General features: G+C 71.7%; 18 protein-coding genes. 12 read left to right on the top strand and 6 right to left on the bottom strand.

All coding sequences use genetic code 11. From position 1 onward, the window contains the following. Window positions 1-158 precede the first annotated feature (158 nt). From ileS to bioD, 9 genes are all read left to right on the top strand, one after another. Window positions 159-3,140, top strand: a complete 2,982-nt coding sequence (gene ileS / locus ASF49_RS10960) for an isoleucine--tRNA ligase (RefSeq protein ID WP_056472125.1) — start codon at window positions 159-161, stop codon at window positions 3,138-3,140. A 55-nt stretch (window positions 3,141-3,195) separates the two neighbouring features. Next, entirely contained in the window at window positions 3,196-3,684 is a 489-nt protein-coding gene (lspA, locus tag ASF49_RS10955; protein ID WP_056472122.1) for a signal peptidase II, read from the top strand. 209 nt (window positions 3,685-3,893) lie between these two features. Beyond that, entirely contained in the window at window positions 3,894-4,532 is a 639-nt protein-coding gene (locus tag ASF49_RS10950; protein ID WP_056472117.1) for a hypothetical protein, read from the top strand. A 153-nt stretch (window positions 4,533-4,685) separates the two neighbouring features. Then, window positions 4,686-6,065: a M16 family metallopeptidase gene (locus ASF49_RS10945; RefSeq protein ID WP_056472112.1), complete on the top strand. Its 1,380-nt coding sequence runs from the start codon at window positions 4,686-4,688 to the stop codon at window positions 6,063-6,065. An 86-nt stretch (window positions 6,066-6,151) separates the two neighbouring features. After that, window positions 6,152-7,453 carry a M16 family metallopeptidase gene (locus ASF49_RS10940; RefSeq protein WP_056472109.1) on the top strand — a complete coding sequence of 434 codons (1,302 nt, stop codon included), beginning with the start codon at window positions 6,152-6,154 and terminating at the stop codon, window positions 7,451-7,453. Between the two features lie 164 nt (window positions 7,454-7,617). Further along, entirely contained in the window at window positions 7,618-8,223 is a 606-nt protein-coding gene (locus ASF49_RS10935) for a HupE/UreJ family protein (RefSeq protein ID WP_056472104.1), read from the top strand. Window positions 8,224-8,329: 106 nt separating this feature from the next. Continuing rightward, window positions 8,330-9,265 carry a ring-cleaving dioxygenase gene (locus ASF49_RS10930; protein ID WP_056472100.1) on the top strand — a complete coding sequence of 312 codons (936 nt, stop codon included), beginning with the start codon at window positions 8,330-8,332 and terminating at the stop codon, window positions 9,263-9,265. A 146-nt stretch (window positions 9,266-9,411) separates the two neighbouring features. Then, complete coding sequence (locus ASF49_RS10925; protein WP_056472097.1) at window positions 9,412-10,185, top strand: ferredoxin--NADP reductase; 774 nt, start codon at window positions 9,412-9,414, stop codon at window positions 10,183-10,185. After that, on the top strand, window positions 10,182-10,880 hold the full coding sequence (gene bioD, locus ASF49_RS10920) for a dethiobiotin synthase (RefSeq protein WP_056472093.1): 699 nt from the start codon (window positions 10,182-10,184) through the stop codon (window positions 10,878-10,880). The genes ASF49_RS10925 and bioD overlap by 4 nt, the downstream gene beginning before the upstream one ends. A gap of 14 nt (window positions 10,881-10,894) precedes the next feature. Here bioD and ASF49_RS10915 read toward each other — a convergent pair whose 3' ends face one another. The 5 genes from ASF49_RS10915 to ASF49_RS10895 all read right to left on the bottom strand — a co-directional run bounded on the left by ASF49_RS10915 (window position 10,895) and on the right by ASF49_RS10895 (window position 17,946). Then, on the bottom strand, window positions 10,895-11,749 hold the full coding sequence (locus tag ASF49_RS10915) for a hypothetical protein (RefSeq protein ID WP_056472090.1): 855 nt from the start codon (window positions 11,747-11,749) through the stop codon (window positions 10,895-10,897). After that, complete coding sequence (locus ASF49_RS10910) at window positions 11,746-13,800, bottom strand: glycosyltransferase (protein ID WP_056472087.1); 2,055 nt, start codon at window positions 13,798-13,800, stop codon at window positions 11,746-11,748. The genes ASF49_RS10915 and ASF49_RS10910 overlap by 4 nt, the downstream gene beginning before the upstream one ends. Beyond that, a complete protein-coding gene (locus ASF49_RS10905; RefSeq protein WP_335338460.1) occupies window positions 13,797-15,650 on the bottom strand; it encodes a glycosyltransferase in 1,854 nt (617 codons plus the stop codon). The genes ASF49_RS10910 and ASF49_RS10905 overlap by 4 nt, the downstream gene beginning before the upstream one ends. Further along, window positions 15,647-16,354 carry a hypothetical protein gene (locus tag ASF49_RS10900; RefSeq protein WP_056472084.1) on the bottom strand — a complete coding sequence of 236 codons (708 nt, stop codon included), beginning with the start codon at window positions 16,352-16,354 and terminating at the stop codon, window positions 15,647-15,649. The genes ASF49_RS10905 and ASF49_RS10900 overlap by 4 nt, the downstream gene beginning before the upstream one ends. A 197-nt stretch (window positions 16,355-16,551) precedes the next feature. After that, window positions 16,552-17,946 (bottom strand): M20/M25/M40 family metallo-hydrolase, encoded by a 1,395-nt coding sequence (locus tag ASF49_RS10895; protein ID WP_056472081.1) that lies wholly within the window; start codon window positions 17,944-17,946, stop codon window positions 16,552-16,554. Between the two features lie 392 nt (window positions 17,947-18,338). On the opposite strand from ASF49_RS10895, the gene ASF49_RS10890 reads away from it, so the two are divergent. The 3 genes from ASF49_RS10890 to ASF49_RS10880 are packed head-to-tail and all read left to right on the top strand — an operon-like array spanning window position 18,339 to window position 22,118. Further along, window positions 18,339-18,845, top strand: coding sequence for a (2Fe-2S)-binding protein (locus ASF49_RS10890; RefSeq protein WP_056472077.1), 507 nt, complete (start codon window positions 18,339-18,341; stop codon window positions 18,843-18,845). After that, window positions 18,842-19,855, top strand: coding sequence for an FAD binding domain-containing protein (locus tag ASF49_RS10885; protein WP_056472074.1), 1,014 nt, complete (start codon window positions 18,842-18,844; stop codon window positions 19,853-19,855). The genes ASF49_RS10890 and ASF49_RS10885 overlap by 4 nt, the downstream gene beginning before the upstream one ends. A gap of 10 nt (window positions 19,856-19,865) precedes the next feature. After that, complete coding sequence (locus tag ASF49_RS10880) at window positions 19,866-22,118, top strand: xanthine dehydrogenase family protein molybdopterin-binding subunit (RefSeq protein ID WP_056472072.1); 2,253 nt, start codon at window positions 19,866-19,868, stop codon at window positions 22,116-22,118. 59 nt (window positions 22,119-22,177) lie between these two features. Here the strand turns inward: ASF49_RS10880 and ASF49_RS10875 are convergent, their stop codons facing one another. Beyond that, entirely contained in the window at window positions 22,178-23,272 is a 1,095-nt protein-coding gene (locus tag ASF49_RS10875) for a DUF2778 domain-containing protein (protein WP_056472062.1), read from the bottom strand. Between the last annotated feature and the right edge of the window lie 80 nt (window positions 23,273-23,352).

The following is a 23,352-nucleotide window of genomic DNA, read 5'->3' as shown; positions in this document are numbered from 1 at the left end:
TCGAATTATGAGCCCGGCCTGCGCCTGAGGGCCGCCGCGGCGGACCGATGCGAAGGCCGGGAGGGCGACGACTCGCCTCCGTTCCGCCGGCCCCGGGGGCAGTCCTGCCCACCGACCGCCTCAATGACGACCTGCGCCGAAGACCCCACAGACATCCCATGAGCGACCAGACCTCCCCCGCCGCGGCCCCCGCCCGCGACTATTCGAAGACCCTGTTCCTGCCCCAGACCGAGTTCCCGATGCGGGCCGGCCTGCCGGTGCGCGAGCCCCTGCTGCTGGAGCGCTGGGCCGCCACCGACCTTTATGGGCAGATCCGCGCGCAGGCCGCCGGGCGGCCGAAATTCGTGCTGCACGACGGTCCGCCCTACGCCAACGGCAACATCCACATCGGCACGGCGCTCAACAAGATCCTGAAGGACGTGATCGTCCGCGCGCAGGGCACGCTCGGCTACGACGCCAACTACGTGCCGGGCTGGGACTGCCACGGCCTGCCCATCGAGTGGAAGATCGAGGAGCAGTACCGCGCCAAGGGCCGCAACAAGGACGACGTGCCGGTCATCGAGTTCCGCCAGGAGTGCCGGACCTTCGCGGCCCATTGGCTCGACGTGCAGCGCGGCGAGTTCAAGCGCCTCGGCGTGACCGGCGACTGGGACCATCCCTACGTCACCATGTCGTTCCCGGCCGAGGCCGCGATCGCCCGCGAGCTCATGACCTTCGCGATGACGGGCCAGCTCTATCGCGGCTCAAAGCCGGTGATGTGGTCGGTGGTGGAGAAGACCGCCCTGGCCGAGGCCGAAGTCGAGTACGAGGACGTCGTCAGCGACGCGATCTTCGCCGCCTTCCGGATCACCGAAGGGGCGACGGAAGATCTCGCGGCGGCACGGGTCGTCATCTGGACCACGACGCCCTGGACGATACCCGCCAACCGGGCGGTGGCCTATTCGCGCAAGGTCACCTACGGCCTCTATCGCGTCGTGGCGGCGGCCGAGGACAACTGGGCCAAGGTCGGTGACCGCTACGTCCTCGCCGACGCCCTGGCCGCTTCGGTCTTCGCGAGCGCCCGGGTCGAGGCCTTCGAGCGTCTGCGCGAGGTCGCGCCGGCCGAACTCGCCGGCCTGACCCTGAGCCATCCCCTCGCCGGCCACCTGTCCGGCTACGACTTCGCCGTTCCCCTCCTCGATGGCGAGCACGTTACCGACGAGGCCGGCACCGGCTTCGTCCATACGGCTCCGAGCCATGGCCGCGAGGATTTCGAGGTCTGGATGGCCAATGGACGCGCCCTCGCCCAGCGCGGCATCGAGACCCGCATTCCCTACACCGTGGATGCGGACGGCGCGCTGACCGAAGAGGCCCCCGGTTTCACGGGAAAACTCGTTCTTAACCACAAGGGCGAGAAGGGCGACGCCAACAAGGCGGTCATCGCCGCCCTCACGGAAGCCGGCACCCTGGTGGCGCGCGGCACGCTCAAGCACAGCTACCCGCATTCCTGGCGCTCGAAGAAGCCGGTCATCTTCCGCAACACCCCGCAATGGTTCATCGCCCTCGACAGGCCGGTCGAGTCCCTCGGCGAGAAGACCCTGCGCGACGTGGCGCTGAAAGCGATCGAGGAGACGCAGTGGGTCCCGCCCCAGGGCAGGAACCGCATCAACGGCATGGTCGCCAACCGGCCCGATTGGGTGGTCTCGCGCCAGCGCGCCTGGGGGGTGCCGATCACGGTCTTCGTCAAGCGCGGCACCCACGAGGTCCTGCGCGACGAGGCGGTGAACGCGCGCATCGCGGCGGCCTTCCGCGCGGAGGGCGCGGATGCCTGGTTCACCGATGCCGACGGCGCCCGGTTCCTCGCCCCCGACTACGATCCGGCCGCGTACGAGAAGGTCACGGACGTCCTCGACGTCTGGTTCGATTCCGGCTCGACCCACGCCTTCGTGCTGGACGATCCGGAGCAGTTCCCCGGCCTGTCCGGCGTCAGGCGCCGCCGCGACGGCGGCGCCGACACGGTGATGTACCTGGAGGGGTCGGACCAGCATCGCGGCTGGTTCCAGTCGTCCCTGCTCGAATCCGCCGGGACCCGCGGCCGTGCCCCCTACGACATCGTCCTGACCCACGGGTTCGTCCTCGACCCCAAGGGACTGAAGATGTCGAAGTCGAAGGGCAACGTCGTCGCGCCGCAGAACGTCATCAAGGATTCGGGCGCCGACATCCTGCGCCTGTGGGTGGCGGCCTCCGACTATGCCGACGACCTGCGCATCGGTCCGGAGATCATCAAGACCTTCGCCGAAACCTATCGGAAGCTGCGCAACTCGATCCGCTGGATGCTCGGATCGCTGGCGCATTTCGAGCCCGGTAGCGAGATCCCCCACGCGGAGCTGCCCGAACTGGAGCGCCTGATCCGGCACCGGCTGTCCGAGCTCGACGGCGAGATCCGCGAGGCCTACGCCACCTTCGACACCAAGCGGGTGGTGGCGCTCCTCAACGGCTTCATGACCGGCGACCTCTCGGCCTTCTACTTCGACGTGCGCAAGGACGTGCTCTACTGCGACCCGGCCTCGTCGCCGGTGCGCCGTGCCGCGCTCCAGGTGATCGACGAGACCTTCCGCCGGGTCACGATCTGGCTCGCGCCCGTGCTCGCCTTCACGGCCGAGGAGGCCTGGCTCGATCGCTACCCGTCGGAGACCGGTTCCGTCCATCTCCAGACGCTGCCGGAGACGCCGGCCGCCTGGCGGGACGACGCCCTCGCCACCCGCTGGCAGACCATCCGCCGGGTCCGCCGCGTCGTCACCGGGGCCCTGGAGATCGAGCGCACGGCCAAGCGCATCGGCGCCAGCCTCGAGGCGGCGCCCACCGTGTACGTCGCGGATGCCGAATTGCGCGCCGTGGTCGAGGGCGTCGACTTCGCCGATATCTGCATCACCTCCGCCATCCGCATCGTGGACGGCGAGGGGCCGGCCGAGGCCTTCCGCCTCGACGACGTGCGCGGCGTCGCCGTGGTGCCGGCCCTCGCCGAGGGCCGCAAATGCGCCCGCTCCTGGCGGGTGACGCCCGCGGTCGGCAGCGACCCGGACTATCCCGACGTGACGCCGCGCGATGCGCGCGCCCTGCGCGAGTGGGACGCCGCCCATGCCGGCACGAACGCCGCGTGACGCCCCCGCCGCGCCCTCCCTTCGCCCGCCTCGGGGGGAGGACCCGAGCTTGCGCATGACGCCCTTCCGCCTGGGGCTCGCGGCGCTCCTCGTCACCCTGGTCCTCGACCAGGCCTCGAAGCTCTGGCTCTACCTCGGCACCGACCTCGTGCTGACGCAGCCCTGGCGGATCGCGCCCTTCGCGGAGTTCCTCGTCGTGTGGAACCGGGGCGTGTCCTACGGGATGTTCCAGCAGGAGGGCGGCCTCGGCCGCTGGGTGCTGGTGGGCGTGTCCTGTCTCGCGGCCATCGGCCTGACGCTCTGGATGCGGCGGGCGGAATCGCGCCTGCTGGCGGTGGCCCTGGGCCTCGTCGCGGGTGGCGCCATCGGCAACGCCATCGACCGCGCCGCCTACGGGGCCGTGTTCGACTTCGTGCACCTGCACTGGCGCACCTGGTCCTGGTACGTCTTCAACATCGCCGATGCGGCGATCGTCGCGGGCGTCATCGGCCTCATCCTCGACAGCCTCCGGCCCGCACCCCGGAGCACCGGTTCCGGCTTCTGATCCGTCACCGGCATTTCCGCCCGACCTGTGATCCGTAAACCACAACGGGGATCGTTGTGCCGGCAAGGCTGGTGCACTGCGGTCAAGGCGCCATACGATCGCCCGAAACCGGGATCAGGCCGAGTGAGGTCGGATCAGGATCGCTGCACAAGGCGACCATCCGGGCTCGGGGAACCGGGACCCACAACCGGGCGGAGAGCGGGGATAGCATGATCGGGCATCGCGGTTTGCTGATGGTGGTGGCGGGCGTCCTGACCGCCGGGAGCGCTCAGGCGCAGCAGGGCGTGTTCATGCGCGACGCCCTCAGCAATATCGGCCTGATCGAGCCGGAGAAGCCCGCGATCACCTACCGCGAGCGTGCGCCCCTGGTGATGCCGCCCAAGCTCGACGGCAAGTCCCTGCCGCCGCCGCGCCAGCCGGAAGCCTCGGCGCAGTGGCCCAAGGATCCCGAGATCGTCCAGCGCGAGCGCGAGCGCGAGGAGGCCCGGAAGCCGATCGTGCGCGGCGCGCAGGGCCGGATGAACGACAACAACATGACCCTCTCCATCGACGAGATGCGTGGCGGGCGCCGCGCCGGCGCCCAGACCCGCACCGAGCCGGGCCGGCCCGAGGGCGAGAACGACGACCGCAACTCGTTCTGGGCGAACCCCTTCGGCCTGCGCGCAGCCGAAGTGGCGGAGCCTTCGGCGGTGGAGCCCGACCGCGACGTGCTCACCGATCCGCCGACCGGCTATCGCAAGCCGCCGCGCAAGGTCGCCAAGACCAACGGCGACCCCGTGAACAACCCGTACCGCGAGCGCGAAGAGTCCGATCCGGCCGCCTACATGCGGGCACGGTCCGCGAACTGAACCGCGGGTCCGGCTCGGCGCCGCGCGGGTCGCGTGCGCCGCGGGAAAACCCGTTTCCTGCCCCTCCGACGCACCCCAGTGGTACGGAGCCGGCGCAATGCCAACATGACGGATGGCCCTCGCAAGCGGCCGACCGCGGAAGGAAGAGCTTCGATGCACCTGTTCAGGAAGGACATGCCCCTCTTCGGACCGGCGCGCGGCCACGCGAGCGCGGGCCGGGCGGAAGCCGCGCCCTTCGGGCGCTCCGAGGCGGGCGGTCCCGAGGTCAGTGCGTTCGCGCTCGACAATGGCCTCGACGTCGTCGTCGTTCCCGATCACCGCGCCCCGGTCGTCACCCACATGGTGTGGTACCGCAACGGCTCGGCCGATGATCCGTTGGGCCAGTCGGGCATCGCCCACTTCCTCGAGCACCTGATGTTCAAGGGCACCGAGCAGCACCCGATCGGCGCCTTTTCGAAGGCCGTCTCGGGGCTCGGCGGCCAGGAGAACGCCTTCACCTCCTACGACTACACCGCCTATTTCCAGCGCGTCGCCCGCGACCACCTTCGGACCATGATGGAGTTCGAGGCCGATCGCATGACCGGCCTCGTCCTCGACGATGCCGTGGTGGCGCCCGAGCGCGACGTGGTGCTGGAGGAGCGCCGCATGCGGGTCGAGACCGACCCCTCGGCGCAGCTCTCCGAGGCGATGGCTGCCTCCCTGTTCGTGCACCACCCCTACGGCACGCCGATCATCGGCTGGATGCACGAGATCGAGGAGCTGAACCGCACCCACGCCCTCGATTACTACAAGCGCTTCTACACGCCGGAGAACGCCATCCTGGTGGTGGCCGGCGACGTGACGCCGGACGATGTCCGCCGCATGGCCGACGACACCTACGGCCGCGTCACCCCCCAGGGCACGCGGCCCGTGCGCATCCGCGCCAAGGAGCCGGAGCCCCGGGCGCTCCGCCGCCTCGCCGTGGCCGATCCGAAGGTCGAGCAGCCGACCCTGCAGCGCCTCTATCTCACCCCGTCCTGCATCACCGCGCGGGACGGCGAATGCCACGCCCTCGAGCTGCTGGCCGAGGTGATGGGCGGTGGCTCCACCTCCTACCTCTACCGCAAGCTGGTGATGGAGCTCGGCGTCGCCGTGAATGCCGGCGCCTGGTACATGGGCTCGGCCATCGACGACACCCGCTTCTCCGTCTACGCGATCCCCGCCGAGGGCGTCAGCCTGGAGAAGCTGGAGGAGGAGGTCGACCGCGTCCTGCGCCGCGTCCCCTCCGAGGCCCTGGAGCCCGAAGCGATCGAGCGGGCCAAGACCCGGCTCGTGGCCGAGACGGTCTATTCCTCCGACAGCCAATCCTCGCTGGCGCGCATCTACGGCTCGGCGCTGGCCATCGGCGAGAGCATCGAGGAGGTCCGTCGCTGGCCCTCCGACATCGAGGGCGTGACCAAGGCCCGGCTCGCGGCGGTGGCCGAGCGCTACCTGACGCCGTCCCGGTCCGTCACCGGCTACCTGACCAAGGCCCGCGAGGCCGACGCGGCCTGAGGCCGCTCCCGGCCTCGGGGCCGGGCCACGCAATTCGAGAGGCCGCGGCGCGCGTCGCCGCGCCCCGCGCACAGCATGAGGTTCCCATGAACGTGGCCACCACCGACCTGCTCGACACCTCCGCCACCCGGTCCGCGACCTCGCCGACGCAGGCGGTCCCCGTCGCGGCGGCGCCCGGCATCGAGGCGTGGCACGTCGAATCCCCGGTGGTCCCGCTGATCGCCCTGGCCTTCACCTTCGAGGGGGGCGCGGCGCAGGACCCCGAGGGCAAGGCCGGCGTGGCCCAGATGCTCGCCCGCCTCCTCGACGAGGGGGCCGGCGACCTGTCCTCCGACGCCTTCCAGGAGCGCCTCGCGGCCCGGGCCATCGAGCTCTCCTTCCATGCCGGCTCCGACGCGCTCGGCGGCTCCCTCAAGATGCTGGTCAAGCACGCCGACGAGGCCATCGACCTCCTGGCCCTGGCCCTGGCCAAGCCCCGCCTCGACCCCGACGCCATCGAGCGGGTCCGGGCCCAGACCCTGGCCGGCCTGCGTTACCAGCAGAACGATCCGGGCGTGATGGCCTCGCGCCGCTTCTTCGCCGAGGCCTATGCCGGCCATCCCTATGCCCGCCCATCCTCCGGGACGCCCGAGAGCATCGCGTCGATCACCCGCGACGACCTCGTGGCGATGCATCGCCAGATCATCGGCCGCGGCGGCGTGAAGGTCGCGGCGGTCGGCGCCATCGACGCGGCGCGCCTCGCGGAGAGCCTCGACCGGGCCTTCGGCAGGCTCGACATGGCGGCTCCCCTCAAGGCGGTGCCCCAGACCCGGATGCAGAACATCGGCGCGCGCCACGTGGTCGATCTCGACGTGCCGCAATCCGTGATCCGCTTCGGCATGAACGGCGTGCCGTGGTGCGACCCGGACTTCATCCCGGCCTACGTGCTGAACCACATCCTGGGTGGCGGCTCCTTCACCTCCCGCCTGTTCCAGGAGGTGCGCGAGAAGCGTGGCCTCGCCTACTCGGTCGGCACCTCCCTCGTCAGCCATCGCGCCGCTTCGATGACCTGGGGCTACACCGCCACCAAGAACGAGCGCGTCGGCGAGGCGCTGTCGGTGATCGGCGAGGAGATCGGTCGCCTCATCACGGACGGTCCCTCGGACGAGGAGCTGCAGAAGGCCAAGGACTACCTGACCGGCTCCTACGCACTCGGCTTCGACACCTCGACCAAGATCGCGCACCAACTCGTGCAGATCGCCTTCGAGGGCCTCGGCATGGACTACATCGCCCGCCGCAACGATCTCGTCGCCAACGTGACCCAGGCTGATATCCGCCGCGCCGGGGCCCGTACCTTCGCGGACGGAAAGATGCTCGTGGTCGCCGCCGGCCGGCCCACCGACTTCTGAGGTCTCGCGCGTTTCGGACGGCTCCCGGCCTTCCCGGGAGCCGCGGACGAACCGCCGCGCCGGGCGGCGGCTTCGCGGGACTGTACGCGGGCACGGCGGTTGCTAGTTTCCGCCGGGGCGGCGACGATGCTGCACCGCTGGTTTTCAAGCTCGGGACAGTCCGGATGACATCACGCCTCGCCTCCCTGCCGGCTCGCCTCGCCCTCGTCACGGCGATGGGCATCGCCGCGACGCCGGCCCTGGCCCATCCCGGCCATGAGGCCGCCGCCGGCCTGACGCAGGGCGTCCTCCATCCCCTGAGCGGCCTCGACCACGTCCTCGCCATGGTGGCGGTCGGGCTGATCGCGGCCCGCATCGGCGGTCGCGCCCTCATCCTCGTGCCCCTGTCCTTCCTCGGCATGATGGCCGTCGGCGGTGCCCTCGGGGTCGCGGGCATCGGCCTGCCCTTCGTCGAGATCGGGATCGCCCTCTCGGTAGTGGTGCTCGGTGCGTCCCTCGCCCTGCGCCCGGCCCTGCCGGTCGCCGGCGCCATGACCCTCGTGGGGGCCTTCGCGGTGTTCCATGGCCATGCCCACGGCGCCGAGATGCCGGAGAGCGGGTCGGGCCTCGCCTACGGCGTCGGCTTCCTCGGCGCGACGGCGCTCCTGCACGCGGTGGGCCTCGGTCTCGGCCTCTCGGCCGGCCGGTTCGTGCGGAGCCTCACCGCCCTGCGGGTGGCGGGTGCGGGCCTCGCCGTCGCGGGTCTCGGCCTCCTCGCCGGCGCTCTTTAGACCTCCCTCTGCCCCCGATCGTCGAACGGCCCCCGTGAGGGGGCCGTTCTGTTTTCGGGCATGCCGCCCCATCTGACGGGTCCGCCCGCCGTCCAGGGATCAGCCGATGCAGCTCACCGGAATCCATCACCTCACCGCCATCACCGCGCGGGCGGCCGACAACCTGGCCTTCTACACGCGGGTCCTCGGCCTCCGGCTGGTGAAGAAGACGGTGAACCAGGACGACGTCTCGGCCTACCACCTGTTCTACGCCGACGGCCTCGCCTCGCCCGGGACCGACGTCACCTTCTTCGACTGGCCGGCGCCGCCGGAGCGGCGCGGCACCAACAGCATCAGCCGCGCGGCCCTGCGGGTCGCGGGCGCCGACGCGATTGGCTGGTGGCGCGAGCACCTGGCCCGGCAGGGCGTCACCCATGCGGTGCCCGTGGAGCGCGACGGCCGCCTGACCCTCGATTTCGAGGATGGCGAGGGCCAGCGCCTGATGTTGGTGGATGATGGCGGCACCGGCGAGGCCCATGCCTGGGCGCAGAGCCCGGTGCCGACCCAGCACCAGATCCGCGGCCTCGGACCGATCCGCCTCAGCGTGGCCCAGATCGAACGGACCGAGGCGGTGCTCACCGAGATCCTCGGCATGAGCCACGACCGCAACTATGAGCTTCCCGAGGGCGAGGTCCGCGTCTATCGCATGGGTGCGGGCGGTCCCGCGACCGAACTCCACCTCTTGGCCGAACCGAACCTACCTCTCGCCCGCCAGGGCGCCGGGGCCGTGCACCACGTCGCCTTCCGCATCCCGGATGCCGATCATGCGGCCTGGGCCGACCGTTTGAAGCAGCGGCGCATGCCCTCCAGCGGACCGGTGGACCGCTACTATTTCCGCAGCCTGTACTTCCGCGAACCCAACGGAATCCTGTTCGAGATCGCCACCGACGGGCCGGGCTTCGCCACCGACGAGCCGATGGAGAGCCTGGGCGAACGCCTGGCCCTGCCCCCCTTCCTCGAGCCCCGCCGGGCGGAGATCGAGGCCGGGCTGAAGCCGATCTGACCGGCCCGGACGGAATTAAGAACGATTCCAGGCCGCTGCGCGGTCGTGCGCCTGCGTACGCACGCCGCCTTGACGGGCCTACCGCAGGTGCGAGAAGACCCCACCCAAAGCTTCGAGATTCGAGCGAAATTCGAGACGGACCGTCGATGAGCAAGTTCAACGAGGAGCGTGTGCTGAGCGTCCACCATTGGACCGACACGCTGTTCTCCTTCCGCACCACCCGGGATCCCGCCTTCCGCTTCCGCAACGGCGAGTTCGTGATGATGGGTCTCGAGGTCGAGGGCCGGCCGCTGCTGCGCGCCTACAGCGTCGTCTCGGCCAATTACGAGGAGGAACTGGAGTTCTTCTCGATCAAGGTTCCGAACGGCCCGCTCACCTCGAAGCTGCAGCATCTCAAGGTCGGCGACCCGATCATCGTCGGCAAGAAGCCCACCGGCACCCTGGTGCTCGACAACCTGATGCCGGGCAGGAACCTCTACCTCCTCGGCACCGGCACCGGCCTCGCGCCCTTCATGTCGATCATCAAGGACCCGGAGACCTACGAGCGCTTCGAGAAGGTCGTCCTCGTCCACGGCTGTCGTCAGGTGCAGGAACTCGCCTATGGCGAGACCATCACCCAGGACCTGCCGAACCACGAGTTCCTCGGCGAGGTGATCAGCGCCGGACTGATCTACTACCCGACCGTGACCCGCGAGCCCTTCCGAAATCGAGGCCGCATCACCGACCTCATGACCTCGGGCAAGCTGTTCGAGGATATCGGCCTGCCGCCGATGTCTGTGGAGAACGACCGCTTCATGCTCTGCGGCTCGCCCGACATGATCCGCGACACCCGCCAGCTGCTGACCGACGGCGGATACGAGGAGGGCAATCACGGCGAGGCCGGCCACTACGTGATCGAGAAGGCCTTCGTCGAGAAGTGAGCGACCCCCGCGCCGTCTTCATCGCCGGCGCCGGGACCGAGATCGGCAAGACCTACGTCACCGCCGCCTTGACGCGGCGGCTGTGCGCCCTGGGCCACGGCGTGCGCACCCTCAAGCCCCTGGCGAGCGGCGTTCCGCCCCTCGATGCCGCGGACTTCGCGCAGAGCGACACCGGGCGTCTGCTCGCGGCGCAGGGGCTGGCCGTGACGCCCGAGACGGTCGCCGCCTGCTCGCCCTGGCGCTTCGCCGCCCCGCTGAGCCCCGACCTTGCCGCTGAACGCGAGGGCCGGGCCCTGGCCTTCGACGACCTGGTCGGCTGGTGTCGGGCCGAGATCGCGGCCACGCCGCCTGACGCCACTCTGCTGATCGAGGGCGTCGGCGGCGTGATGAGCCCCGTGACCGGGGAGGCGACCGGCCTCGACTGGCTCAAGGCGCTCCGCCTGCCGGCACTCCTCGTCTCCGGGTCCTATCTCGGCGCGATCAGCCACGCGCTCACGGCCGCCGAGACCCTGCACGCGCACGGCGTCCCGCTGCTCGGGCTCGTCGTCTGCGCCAGCCCGGATGCCCCGGCGCCCCCCGGCTTCGTCGCGGCGGCGATCGCCCGCCACCAGGCCGCCCCGGTCGTCGTCATCGCCCGCGACGGCGATTGCCCGGCCGCACTCGTCGCTCTGGTGCGCCCGCCCTCCGCAGCCTGAACCGGCGTATCGCCTCACAGCACCCGAAGCGCGAGCGCTCCGGCCGGGCAGATCCGCAGCACGCGCGGGCGCTCCGGCAGCACGTCCCAGATCCGCGCCTCCGCGTAGCGAAGCAGCACCGCGCCCTCCGGTCCGGGCCCGTGGAAGCACTCCTCCAGGGCGACCACCAGGGTCGGGCGGGGCGGATGCGGACGCAGGGTGACGTCGACCGCGAGGGTGAAGGTGTCGGCCGCCGCAGCCGGGAAGGTGTCGAGGCTTTGGACCAGGCCGTCGATCTCGTTCCCGTCGAGGGTCAGCACGAGGCAGAGCCGGGGCAGGAAGTCGGGGCAAACCGGGACCGGCACGTCCCGCCGTAGGGTCAGGGCGAAGCGGGACGAGCCCTGCGCCGGATAGGCCCAGCGATGGGCCTCGCGCACGCCCTCGAAGGGCACCCACGCCTCGGGCTGCGAGGCGGACGGGGCGGCGACGCGGCCCTCCGCCCGGCCGTCCTGCCGGTAATGCACCAGGGGGTTGACCCCGGCGCGCCCGACATCGGGGTAGCGCGCCACGTACATCAGGGTGCTGAAGGCGGGGTTCGGGTCGAGGCCGGCCTTCGCCCCCACGCGCAGGTAGTGCCGCACCGGGTCGAGGCGGGTCGGGCCGCTCTGGCGCCTGTAGAAGGCGGTGTCGAAATCGGCGCTGGGATCGCGGTCCTGCGCCGCGCCGCGCCAGACGTAATGCAGGAACGGATCGATGCCGGAGCGGGCCACGTCCGGGTGGTTCGCCCGGTAATAGGCCGCGTCGAACAGGCGGGGGACGCGGCCGAGGATCGCCCGGCGAAGCAGGGTCGTGGCGATGCGGACGGCGCGGGAGGGGAGCGGAAGCGTCATGTGAAGGTCGGCGCCTCGCACAGGCGGCGCAGGACCGCGCGGTAGGCCTCGGCATCCTCGTCGCGGCCGACCTGGGCGAGGCCGGCGCGCTGCACCTGCGTCCAGGCCGCCTCGGTCTCGTGGAGATGGGCCAGAGCTTCGGCGAAGCCACCGGGATCGTGCCAGTCGCGGATCCGGTATCCGGTGCCGTCGGGCCAGCCCATCTGCCCGGCCAGGACGGGGGTGACGACGCTCGGCAGGCCGCGCGCCACGGTCTCCAGGACCTTGTGGGGAATGCCGGCGGCGAAGCGCGTCGGCGCGAGGGCGACGCGCGCGGCGTCGAGGGTCGGGCCGATCTCGTCGATGCGGCCCAGCACGGTGACGCCGGGGCGGGCCAGCCGCTCGGCGATGGAGGGGGCGACCGTGCCGACGATGGTGACGTGCGCCTCCGGCAGGATCGCCCGCAGGGCCTCCCAGGCCTGACCGAAGAACCAGTCGAGGGAGTCGATATTGGGCTCTCCCTCCCGGGCGAGGGAGCCGAGGAAGACGAACCCCCGGCGCTCCGCGAAGCCGGGCGGGTTCGGATGCGGCGTCTGGACGTGGCCGAGGACCACCGGATCGGCGACGCCGGCCCGTCGCAGCAGGCGCGCATCCGCGGGAGAGACGCAGACGACCCGGTCGGCCGCCGCGATCGACCGAAGCTCCAGGGCGGTGGCCCGGGCGAGGGCCGGCCCCGGTGCCGGCCGGCCCTTGAGGGCGTCGACGACGAACTCGCGCAGGGCATAGAGGGATTCGGAATCGAACACGACGCGGGAACGGCCGACATCCCGCGGGCTCAGGCCGAGATCCGCCAGGACCTCGCACACCATGCGGATGTGCGGCGGCCGGCTGACCCAGAGCACGTCGTAGGCGCCCGCGCGCTCGGTGATGAGCCGCCGGAAGCCCTCCCGACCGCAGGGCTCGATGATCTCGATGCGCTCCGAGAGGTCGCGGTAGGTCGCCGCCGGCTCCTCGCGCTCGCCGTAGACCGAGCACACCGTCACCGCGTAGCCGAGACCGGCCATCGCGTTGAGGATGGTGTTGGCCCGCGGCAGTCCGGCCCCGAGATCCTGATGGGGCGCCCGGTCGTCGACGTAGAGGACGCGCAGGGCGAAGGGGGAGTCGTCGCGGGGGCCGAAGCCCGTGCGCTGCGGCCCCTGCCCGAACAGCCAGGCTCCGTGCCGTTCGCGGAAGCGCACCCGGTTGCGGTCGAGGAGCGCCTCCACGTCGGCGCGCCGGACGCTGGTGGCGCTCTCCACGTGGATCGCGATGGCGCGCGGCTGGTAGACGACCCGCCGTCCCGCCTGATGGCAGCGCGCGCACAGGTCCGTGTCCTCGAAATAGGCCGGCGCGAAGAGGTCGTCGAAGCCGCCGAGCTCCGTGAACAGCCGCGCCTCGATCATCAGCAGGGCCCCGGAGACGTAGCCCGCGTCGCGGGTATAGGAGGCCTCCGGCGCGAAGGGATCGAGGCCACCGCGGCCGGCCGGATGGGTCAACTGCGGATCGTCCTGGAAACCCGCCCCGGCCTCCTGCAGGATGCCCCCGGGAAACACCAGGCGGCCGCCGACGATGCCGACGTCGTCGGGCTCCGTGAAGGTGCCGACGAGGGCCGCCAGGGCACCGGGCATCAGGGCGATATCCGGATTGAGGAAGAGCAGGTAGCGGCCGCGGGCTTCGGCGGCGCCCTGGTTGCAGGCGGGGCCGAAGCCGGTGTTCTCCGGGTTGAGGAGGATCCGGGCGCCGTCGAGCCGCCCGAAGAGCGTCCGGGTCTCGGCATCGGAGGCGTTGTCGACCAGGATCACCTCGAAGGACGGCCCGGCGAAGGCCTGCTGCCCGGCGAGCTTGGCCAGGGTCCAGGCGAGGAGGTGCCGGGCGCCGCGCGCGACGATCACGACGGAGATCAGGGGCTCGGCTTCCGCCCGGAACGCGATGCGGATGTCGTTGAGAAACAACGCGTTCCAGATCAGGGCGGCCTCGACCAGGGCGGCCTTCCGGCCCGCGGGGGCGTCGAGGATGTCGGGGGCCGCCATCATGGCAGGGGCTCCGGGATCGGCGCGGTGTCGGCCAGGACCGTGATGCGGCCGATGAGGTCGTCGTGCAGGAACAGGATCGTGGACGCCTCCGCGTGCGCCGCGAGGCCCGCGAAGGTGACGGCCGCCGGTGCGCCTGGGAGGTCCGCACGGGTCGTGGCATACATTAGACCCTGGCCGGTATTCAAAAGGGTGACGCGTCGGAGCGCGAGTTCCCGCGTCGGCGCGCCGATCTCGAAGGCGGCGTTGGGGTGGAGTCCGGATGCCAGGTGACGGGGCAACGTGAGAACCAGGATCGTCCCCTCCGGGGTCGCGCCGACGCGGCGCGCCTGCGCCTCCCAATCCGGCGCGACGGGCGCGAACCGGGTCGCGAGATCCGCCCGGAGGGGTGGGGGCAGGCGCCGGTCGCGGACCCATTCCGGCGACAGGGCGAGGCGGAGCCCGGCCAGGCCGGCCTCCGGGCCAGCGTCCGGCACGCCGTCCCCGGCCTTGGCGAACCAGCGCCGGCGCACGGGCGTATAGGGGGCGTTCCCCGGCGGGGCGACGCGCTCGGTGGCGACCAGGAGCCCGAGGTCGTCATCCGCGCGCAGGTTCGACCGCAGGGAGGTTTCGCAGGTGAGGCATCCGCTCGCGAGGGGCGTGCGTACGCGAATCGGCTCGGACGCCGGCAAAGGATTTTCGGCGGGGGAAGGGTCCGTTCCGGGTTCCGGAAGCATTGCCAGCAAAGCGGTCTCCGCGCACTCCGCGCGCTCGTTGTAGCCGGCAAATAGATCCGTGCAGGCGCGGGTGAGCGCCTCGAGACCGGCCGGATCCGCGGCCAGGGCGAGCACCCGATCCTTGACCGCTTCGGCATCGCGAAGGCAGTGGTCCGGGCACACCGGGTCGAAGCCCTCGAAGCCGAGGGCCGTGCCGATGACCGGCTTGCCGAAGGACAGGGCCTCGGCGACCTTCATCTTCAGGCCGCTGCCCATCAGGATCGGCGCCACCACGAGGTCGACGCCGTCGTAGAAATCCTCCAGCGCGGGCACGTAGCCGGCGAATTTCACGCCGGGCCGCGCGGCCGGGCCGAGGCTGTCGCCGATCTCGCCCGCGATCACGAGTTCGGGCCGGGCCGGGGTCCAATCCGTGCTCCAGGCGGCGGCGAAGCGCCGGATCGAGAACAGGTTCGGGTCGTTGCCGTGCCCGAGGAAGCCGATCCGCTCCACCCGGGCCGGGGCCGCGAAGGGCCGGCGCGCGGGAAAGCGCGGCGGCAGCAGGTGGACGCGCCGGTCGGTGATCGTCCGGAAATAGGCCGCCTCCTCGGACTGGATCGCCAGCACGATGTCGGCCCGGGCGAGGCCCGCCGCCTCGCCGGGGCGGTCGGTGTAGAAGAAGTTCGGCTCGGCCCGGAACGGCCGGTACTGCCGCTGCCGGTCGGCGAAGCGGTCGTGGGTGTCGATGAGCGTCAGCAGGCCCGGGGGCGCCGCCTCCAGCGCCCGCGACAGGAACACGTAGTTCATCAGGATCGCGCGGGTCTCGGGATAGGCTTGCCCGTACCAGGCCACGAAGGCCCCGACCTCCTCGGGACACCAGGCGTCGATGGGAAAGCACCGCGCCCGGGTGGTGAGCGGGATGGTCCCGCGTGGCTCGATCCGGAAGGTGTGCCGGAACAGGCCCGCCGCGGCGGCCTCGTCGGTGGGCGGGTGCTGCCCGAAGCGGCGGTAGATCTGGTCCTCGTGGGCGTAATAGGCGAGGTCGACGGCGTAGCCGCCGCGCTGCAGGGCGGCGCAGGTGGTGAGCAGCCGGCGCCGGTTGCCGGCGCTGGTCGGGAAGGCCGGCATCGGCGCCACCACGAGGATCGCGGGGCCGCTCACCGGCCGCCCTCGCGGCGCAGGGCGGCCGGCGTGACGCGGCCCGTGCCGAGAAGGAGCGCGGTCTCCACGGTGGCGCCGCGGGGATTGCCCCAGGCCGGCGCCAGGGTGAGGCCGATCTCGGGGGCCGGGCCGAAGCGGAGCTCGGCCGCCGCCACGCGGGCGCAGCTCCAGCTGGTCCCGGCCCGCAGCAGCAGGTAGTTCGGCACCGTGGAGCCGGAGAGCGTGGCGCGGTCCGCATCGTCGCCCGCGAGGCCGAGGCGCGGCGCCGCCTCCGGCAGCGCCGCGTCGGCGACGGCGGGCGCCAGCAGCGGGAACAGCGTCGCGAGGACGTCGAGCGTGTCCGGCGTCACGGCCGCCAGCACCGCTGCGCCGAGGGCGGCGCGGTCGGGCCGCGCCAGCTCCGCGACGGGCCGGGGCCTCGGGCCGACGAGCGCCTGATCGCGGAAATGCGTCTCCAGGGTCAGGGCACCGCCCTCCGCCAGCGCCGCCCGCGCATCGTGCAGGACGAGGAGCCCGGCGGGATCGGGCTCGGGGCCGCCGAAGCCGGTGAAGGCCCAGGTCAGGAGGCTCAGGCCGGGCGGCTCCGTGACCGCGAGGGGGATCGGCAGGTCGGTGCCCACCGGGTAGCGGCAGACCAGCACGCCGTGCCCGGCCGCGAACAGGCGGGCCTCGGTGGGCGTGGGATTGGCGGGGGTGGCGGTCATGCGGCCTTGGGACTCGGGCGGAGCGTGGATCCGCGGATCGCGGACGGTCGAAGGTCGCCCGATCCTCCCCGCTCGGCGGAGGCTCGCGCCCCGTCTCGCGCCGGTCGGCGACGGCGCGTCGTCTTGCGCGTCCCCAGGGGGGGCGGCCCCAAGCTCCAGGCTGGGACGCCGCGCGTCACGGGAGACGACGGGGCCGCTCAGCCGGCCCGCTGCCCGCCGAAGGCCGCCAGGATGCGGGCCCAGGAGCGGGTGCCCTTGTGGAAGCTGTTCAGGTCGTACTTCTCGTTGGGCGAGTGGATGCGGTCGTCGTCGAGGCCGAAGCCGATCAGGAGCGTGTTGCGATCCAGCAGGCGCTTGAAGTCGCCCACGATCGGGATCGAGCCGCCGGCGCCGATGGTCACGGCGGGCACGCCCCATTCCTCGGCCAGCGCCGCGCGGGCGGTCTCGAGCTCGGGCATGTCGAAGGGCAGGCTGATGGCGCGGCTGCCCTTGTAGCAGATCACCTCCACCGAGCAGTCGGCCGGGATTCTCTCGCGCACGAAGGCCTCGAAGGTGCGGGCGAGCCGCTCGGGATCCTGGTCGTCGACGAGGCGGAACGAGACCTTGGCGCTGGCTTCGGCAGCGATCACCGTCTTGGTGCCCTCGCCGGTATAGCCGCCGATGATGCCGTTGACGTCGCAGGCGGGGCGCGACTGGATCAGCTCGATCAGCATGCGGCCGCGCTCGCCGGCCGGCTCCGACAGGCCGATGGGCCCGAGGAACGTCTCGGCCGTGAAGTCGAGGCCGCGCCACTGCTCCAGCACCTCCGGCGGCGTCTCGCGCACGCCCTCGTAGAAGCCCGGCAGCGCGACCTTCCCGTCGGCATCGTGCAGGTCGGCGATGATCTTGGACAGGACGTGGATCGGGTTGCGCGCCGCACCGCCGAAGAAGCCCGAATGCAGGTCACGGTCGGCGCAGGTCACCTTCACCTCGAAATAGGCGAGGCCGCGCAGGGAGGTGGTGATGGCCGGCGTGGTCGGATTCCACATGCTGGTGTCGCACACGAGCACGATGTCGGCGGCGAGCTTGTCCCGGTTGGCCGCGACCCATTCGGGCAGGCCCTGCGAGCCGTTCTCCTCGGCGCCCTCGATCAGGATGGTGGCGCCGCAGGGCAGCTCGCCCGCCATCGCCAGATGCGCCCGGCAGGCCTCCACGAAGGTCATCACCTGACCCTTGTCGTCGGACGCGCCGCGCCCGACGATCTGCTTCTCGCCCTTGGCGTTCAGGGCGAGGCGCGGCTCGAAGGGCGGGGTCTCCCAGAGGGCCAGGGGGTCCACCGGCTGCACGTCGTAGTGCCCGTAGAACAGAACGTGCGGGGTGCCGGGCTTCGGCCGATGGGCCAGCACCACCGGGTGCAGGGAGGTCTCGTGGATGCCGGTCTCGAAGCCCAGGGCCGTCAGGGTGCCGGCGAGCCAGGTGGCGGCATCGCGGCACTGGGGCGCGAAGGCCGGATCGGTGGAGATCGAGGGGATGCGCAGGAAGGCGAAGAGCCGCTCCAGGGCGTTGTCGAGGTCGCGGTCGATGTCGTTGAGAACGGGAGCGAGCGCGGTCATCGGGCGTCCTTGATCGAAGGCGGGCGGCACCGGGTTAGCCCATGGGGGATGGGCCAAGCAACCGCTCCAGAGCACCGCTCCAGGCAACCGCCCGAGGCAAGCGCTCCAGGGCACCGCCTCGGGCCATGCGGCCGAGGGACCGGACCTGTCGAGCGGATCGGCGCGCCGGACACCTTAAGTCACCGGTGCGCGTCGACGCCACCCCGCAGCGTATCCGCCGGACCTGCGCGGCATCGGCCCGTGCACGCCCGGCGGGAACACCGGCTTTTTGGAACTGTTATCGAGTGGACCGGCCCGGGGCGGATGATTTTTCCCCGCCACGGCCCCTGCGACCCTGTCTCGAAATCCAGCGGTGCCGTGCCCGTCCCGGCCCGCAAGTCACGGATACCGCCATGCTCATCGAAAGCGGTTCGCCCTCCGCGGCGAACACCATCGGCATCACCCTGACGATCAACGGCGAGGCCCGTGCGCTGCAGGTCGCCCCCTGGACCACCCTCCTCGACCTCCTGCGCGAGGATCTCGACCTCACCGGCACCAAGAAGGGCTGCGACCACGGCCAGTGCGGCGCCTGCACGGTGCTGGTGAACGGCACCCGCATCAATTCCTGCCTGACGCTCGCGGTGATGAAGGACGGGGCCAGCATCACCACCGTCGAGGGATTGGCCGGGACTGAGGGGCTGCACCCGCTCCAGGCCGCCTTCGTCGAGCACGACGCCTTCCAGTGCGGCTACTGCACGCCCGGCCAGCTCTGCTCGGCCGTGGGCATGCTCGCCGAGGGCCACGCCCAGTCGCGGGACGAGATCCGGGAGGCGATGAGCGGCAACATCTGCCGCTGCGGCGCCTACACCAACATCGTCGACGCCATCGAAGACGTGATGCACGCGGGAGCCGCGAAATGAACCGCTTCGACTACGTCCGCCCGACCACCGTGGACGAGGCGGTTCGCGCGATCGCCTCCGGCGCCCAGGCCCGCTTCATCGCGGGCGGCACCAATCTCGTCGACCTGATGAAGTACAATGTCGAGCGCCCGGAGCGCCTCGTCGACATCACCCGCCTGCCCCTCGACCGGATCGAAGCGCGCGACGGCGGCCTCAGCCTCGGTGCCCTGGTGACGAATTCGACCGTGGCCTACGACGCGCAGGTGCAGGCCCGCTATCCGCTGCTGTCGAGCGCGATCCTGGCCGGCGCCTCGGGCCAGCTGCGCAACGCCGCCACCACTGGCGGCAACCTGCTGCAGCGTACCCGCTGCTACTATTTCTACGACGACGCCACGCCCTGCAACAAGCGCGAGCCCGGCACCGGCTGCGCCGCCATCGGCGGGGTCAACCGCATCCACGCCATTTTCGGGACGAGCCCGTCCTGCATCGCCACGCATCCCTCCGACATGTGCGTGGCGCTCGCCGCCCTCGAAGCCCAGGTCCGCGTCGCCGGGCCGGGGGGCGAGCGCACCATCCCGTTCGCGGAGTTCCACCGCCTGCCGGGCGACATGCCGGAGCGGGACACCACCCTGGCGGCCGACGAGATCGTGCTCTCGGTCGACCTGCCCGACGAGGAATTCGGCGCCCACCACACCTACCTGAAGCTGCGCGACCGGCTCTCCTACGCCTTCGCCCTGGTCTCGGTGGCGGCCGTGATCAAGCTCGACGGCGACACCATCCGGAGCGCGCGCTTCGCCCTCGGGGGCGTCGCCCACAAGCCCTGGCGCGATGCCCAGGCCGAGGCCTTCCTGGTCGGCAAGCCGGCCACCCACGAGACCTTCGCCGCCGCCGCCAACATCGTGGTGGCCGAGGCGCGACCCCAATCCGAGAACGGCTTCAAGATCGAACTCGCGCGGCGCGCGCTCATTCGCGGCCTCGCCCAGGCCGCCGCCGGCACGCCCCAGTCGCAGTCCGACAAGCGCATCGCCTGAAGGAACCCCCATGGCCCACAGCATCAGCACCTCAGGCACCGACACCTATGTCGGCACCGCGCAGAGCCGCGTCGACGGCCCGGCCAAGGTCACCGGCCAGGCGAAGTATGCCGGCGAATTCGCCGCCCCCGGCCTGACCCACGGCTACGTGGTCTCGAGCGGCATCGCCCGCGGCCGCATCCTCTCCATCGACACGGCCGCCGCCGAGGCGGTGCCCGGCGTCCTCAAGGTCTTCACCCACGCGAACCGGCCGCGCACCGCCTGGCTCGACTACAATTACCAGGACCAGGTCGCGCCCCCCGGCTCGCCCTTCCGGCCGCTCTACGACGACAAGGTCCATTACAGCGGCCAGCCCGTGGCCCTGGTGGTGGCGGAGGATTTCGGCACGGCCCGCTACGCCGCCTCGCTGGTGAAGCTCACCTACGAGGCCGATGCGCCGACCACCGACCTGCGGACCCTGGAGGACGTGGCCTACGTGCCGCCGAAGAAGCGCTCCGGCATCAAGCCGCCGCCGGCGCCCTGGGGCGATGCGGACGGCGCCTACGAGGCCGCCCCGGTCCGGCTCACCAACCACTACCACATGGCCGTGGAGCACCATAACCCGATGGAGCCCCACGCCTCGACCGTGGTCTGGGAGGGCGGCGGCAAGCTCACCGTCTACGACAAGATCCAGGGCGTCTCGAACAGCCTCGGCTACATCACCGGCGTGTTCGGGATGAAGAAGGACGACGTCCACGTCCTCAATCCCTATCTCGGCGGCGGTTTCGGCTCGGGGCTGCGCCCGCAATACCAGCTCTTCCTCGCCGTGATGGCCGCGCGGGAGCTGGAGCGCTCGGTGCGGGTGACCCTGACCCGCGACCAGATGTTCACCTTCGGCTACCGGCCCGACGTGCGCCAGACCATCGCCCTCGGCGCCGAATCCGATGGCGCGCTGACCTCCGTCCGGCACGAGGCGATCTCCGGCACCTCCGGCTTCGAGGATTACCAGGAGGTGGTCGTGAACTGGTCGGGCATCCTCTACGACTGCCCGAACGTCGCCCTCGACTACCGCCTCGCCAAGATCGACACCTACACCCCCTCCGACATGCGCGCGCCGGGGGCGGTGACGGGCGTGTTCGCCCTCGAGATCGCCATGGACGAGCTCGCCTACGAGACCGGCCAGGACCCGATCGACCTGCGCCTGCGGAATTACGCCGAGAAGGACCGGACCCAGGACAAGCCGTTCAGCTCCAAGTCCCTGCGCGCCGCCTATGCGCAGGGCGCCGAGCGCTTCGGCTGGTCGGCCCGCAACCCGGAGCCGCGCTCCATGAAGGAGGGCCGCGAGCTCGTGGGCTGGGGCATGGCCACCGGCATCTGGGAGGCCCTGATGCAGCAGTCGAGCGCCCAGGCGACCCTCACCGCGGACGGCAAGCTCGTGGTTGGCAACCAGACCGGCGACATCGGCACCGGCACCTACACCATCCTGACCCAGATCGCCGCCGACGCGCTCGGCCTGACGATGGCGGACGTGACGACGAAGCTCGGCGATTCGAAGCTCGCCGACGCGCCCATCGCCGGCGGGTCCTGGACCGCGGCCTCCTCCGGCACCGCGGTGATGCGGGCCTGCCGCGACATCGCCGCCCAGGTCTTCACCCTCGCCCGCGGCCTCGACGATTCGCCCCTGGCCAACGTCGATTTCGACCGCGCGGTCTTCAAGGCGGGGCGCATCTCCGTGGCGGGCGACCCGTCCCGCGGCATCGCGATCACGGAGGTGATGGCGAAGGCCGGGATGGACAGGATCGAGGCCACCGGCTCGGCCGGCCCGGATTCCAACCATTCCCAGGAATTCGCCGGCTACACCCACTCGGCGATCTTCGCCGAGGTGAAGGTCGACGAGGATCTCGGCGTGGTGCGCGTGACCCGCGTCGTCTCGGCGATCGCGGCGGGCAAGATCCTCAACACCAAGACGGCGCGCAGCCAGATCCTCGGCGGCGTGGTGATGGGCATCGGCTCGGCGCTGGAGGAGGAATCCATGCTCGACCACACCATCGGCCGGTTCATGAACCACAACCTCGGCGAGTACCACGTGCCGGTGCATGCCGACATCCACGACATCGACGTGATCTTCGTGGACGAGGACGACAAGGCCAACCCGATGGGGGTGAAGGGCCTCGGCGAGATCGGCATCGTCGGCACGGCGGCGGCGGTGGCCAACGCGGTCTTCCACGCCACCGGCAAGCGCATCCGCGAGCTGCCGATCACGATCGACAAGATCATCGGCTGACCCCGGACCACCCGACCCGACGAACGGGCGCCGCGTCCCCTCGGGGGCGCGGCGCTTTCTTATCGCGTGGCGCGGCCGAACAGGCGCTCGGCGAAGGTCGGGCCCGCATCGCCGCGGCCGGCGACCACGACGAGGCGGCGGACCTCGCCGCGGAGATAGGCCTGGAGGAAGCGGTTGTAGTCCTTGAACGAGACGCAGCCGTTCGAGGCGCCGCTGGGGCCGAGCATGTAGGTGTGGGCCAGGATGCCGTCGCGGCCGTGGATCGCCGCGCTGCCGCCCACCGGGTTGAGCCGGATCGCCCGCACGCCGTGGAACAGGGCCTCGCGCTCGGTGAGGTCGTAGGTGCCGGGCGGGGTCGAGCCGCGCATCCGGCGGTGGACGTGGCGCGGATTGTCCATGCTCTCGCCGAGGCCGGAATGGGCCTCGAGGCGCTCCCCGCTCGGCAGGGTCACGGTGCGGGCGGTGATGTCGTAGACGGCCGTGCCGGCGCCGACCGCGGGGCTGCTCTCGATCACCCGGCGCGGACCCGGATCGACGCTGGGGTCCACCGCCGCGTAGGCGAGGGTGGTCCGCGGCTGGGGCTCGGGGTCGGGACGCGTGCCGAACACCGTGTCGAAGAACGAGCGCTCGGCCGCGGCATCGGCGCTGGCGCGGGCGACCTGGGTCCGGCGGGCGGCGAGCGAGCGCAGGGCCGGGGCGGAGCGCAGGGCCAGGCGCGCCGGCTCGGCCTGCGCCACGAGGCCGGCCGGGCGTGGCACCGGCAGCGGGATGGTCTGGGGCAGCGCCTGCGCGATCCGGACCGGGGCTGCCGCCGGAGCGGGCGCCGGGCGCGGCGGCGCCATCGCCAGTATTGACCTGTCCGCACGGGCGGGCGGCACCAGGGCGGCGCTGAGCGGGGCGGCCCGGGTCAGGCCGCGCGCCGCGGTGCCGAGGGCCGGGGTCGGGTCGAGCATCCAGGCATAGGCGCCGGGCGCGGAGACGGTGGCCAGCGCCGGCCGGCCCGGTCCGGCCGGGACGGGACCGTCCGGCGCGGTCAGGTGCGGGAAGGCGGCGCAGAGGAGGGCCGCCGCGGAGGTCCGCAGGAGCCCCTGCCCGTGGGTCCGACGACGACGGCGGCGGAGGCGGCGGCCGAGCGGGTACACAGCGTCGTTCATGCGGGCGAACTCGGATACGCGGTTCCCGAACCGGCACCCCCTCCCGCCGCGCAGACCTCAAGAAAAGGTTAAGCGACGAC

Source organism: Methylobacterium sp. Leaf104 (assembly GCF_001422885.1).
GTDB lineage: Bacteria > Pseudomonadota > Alphaproteobacteria > Rhizobiales > Beijerinckiaceae > Methylobacterium.
The sequence above is the reverse complement of the archived record's forward strand: the minus strand, read 5'-3'. Positions and strand labels throughout refer to the sequence as shown.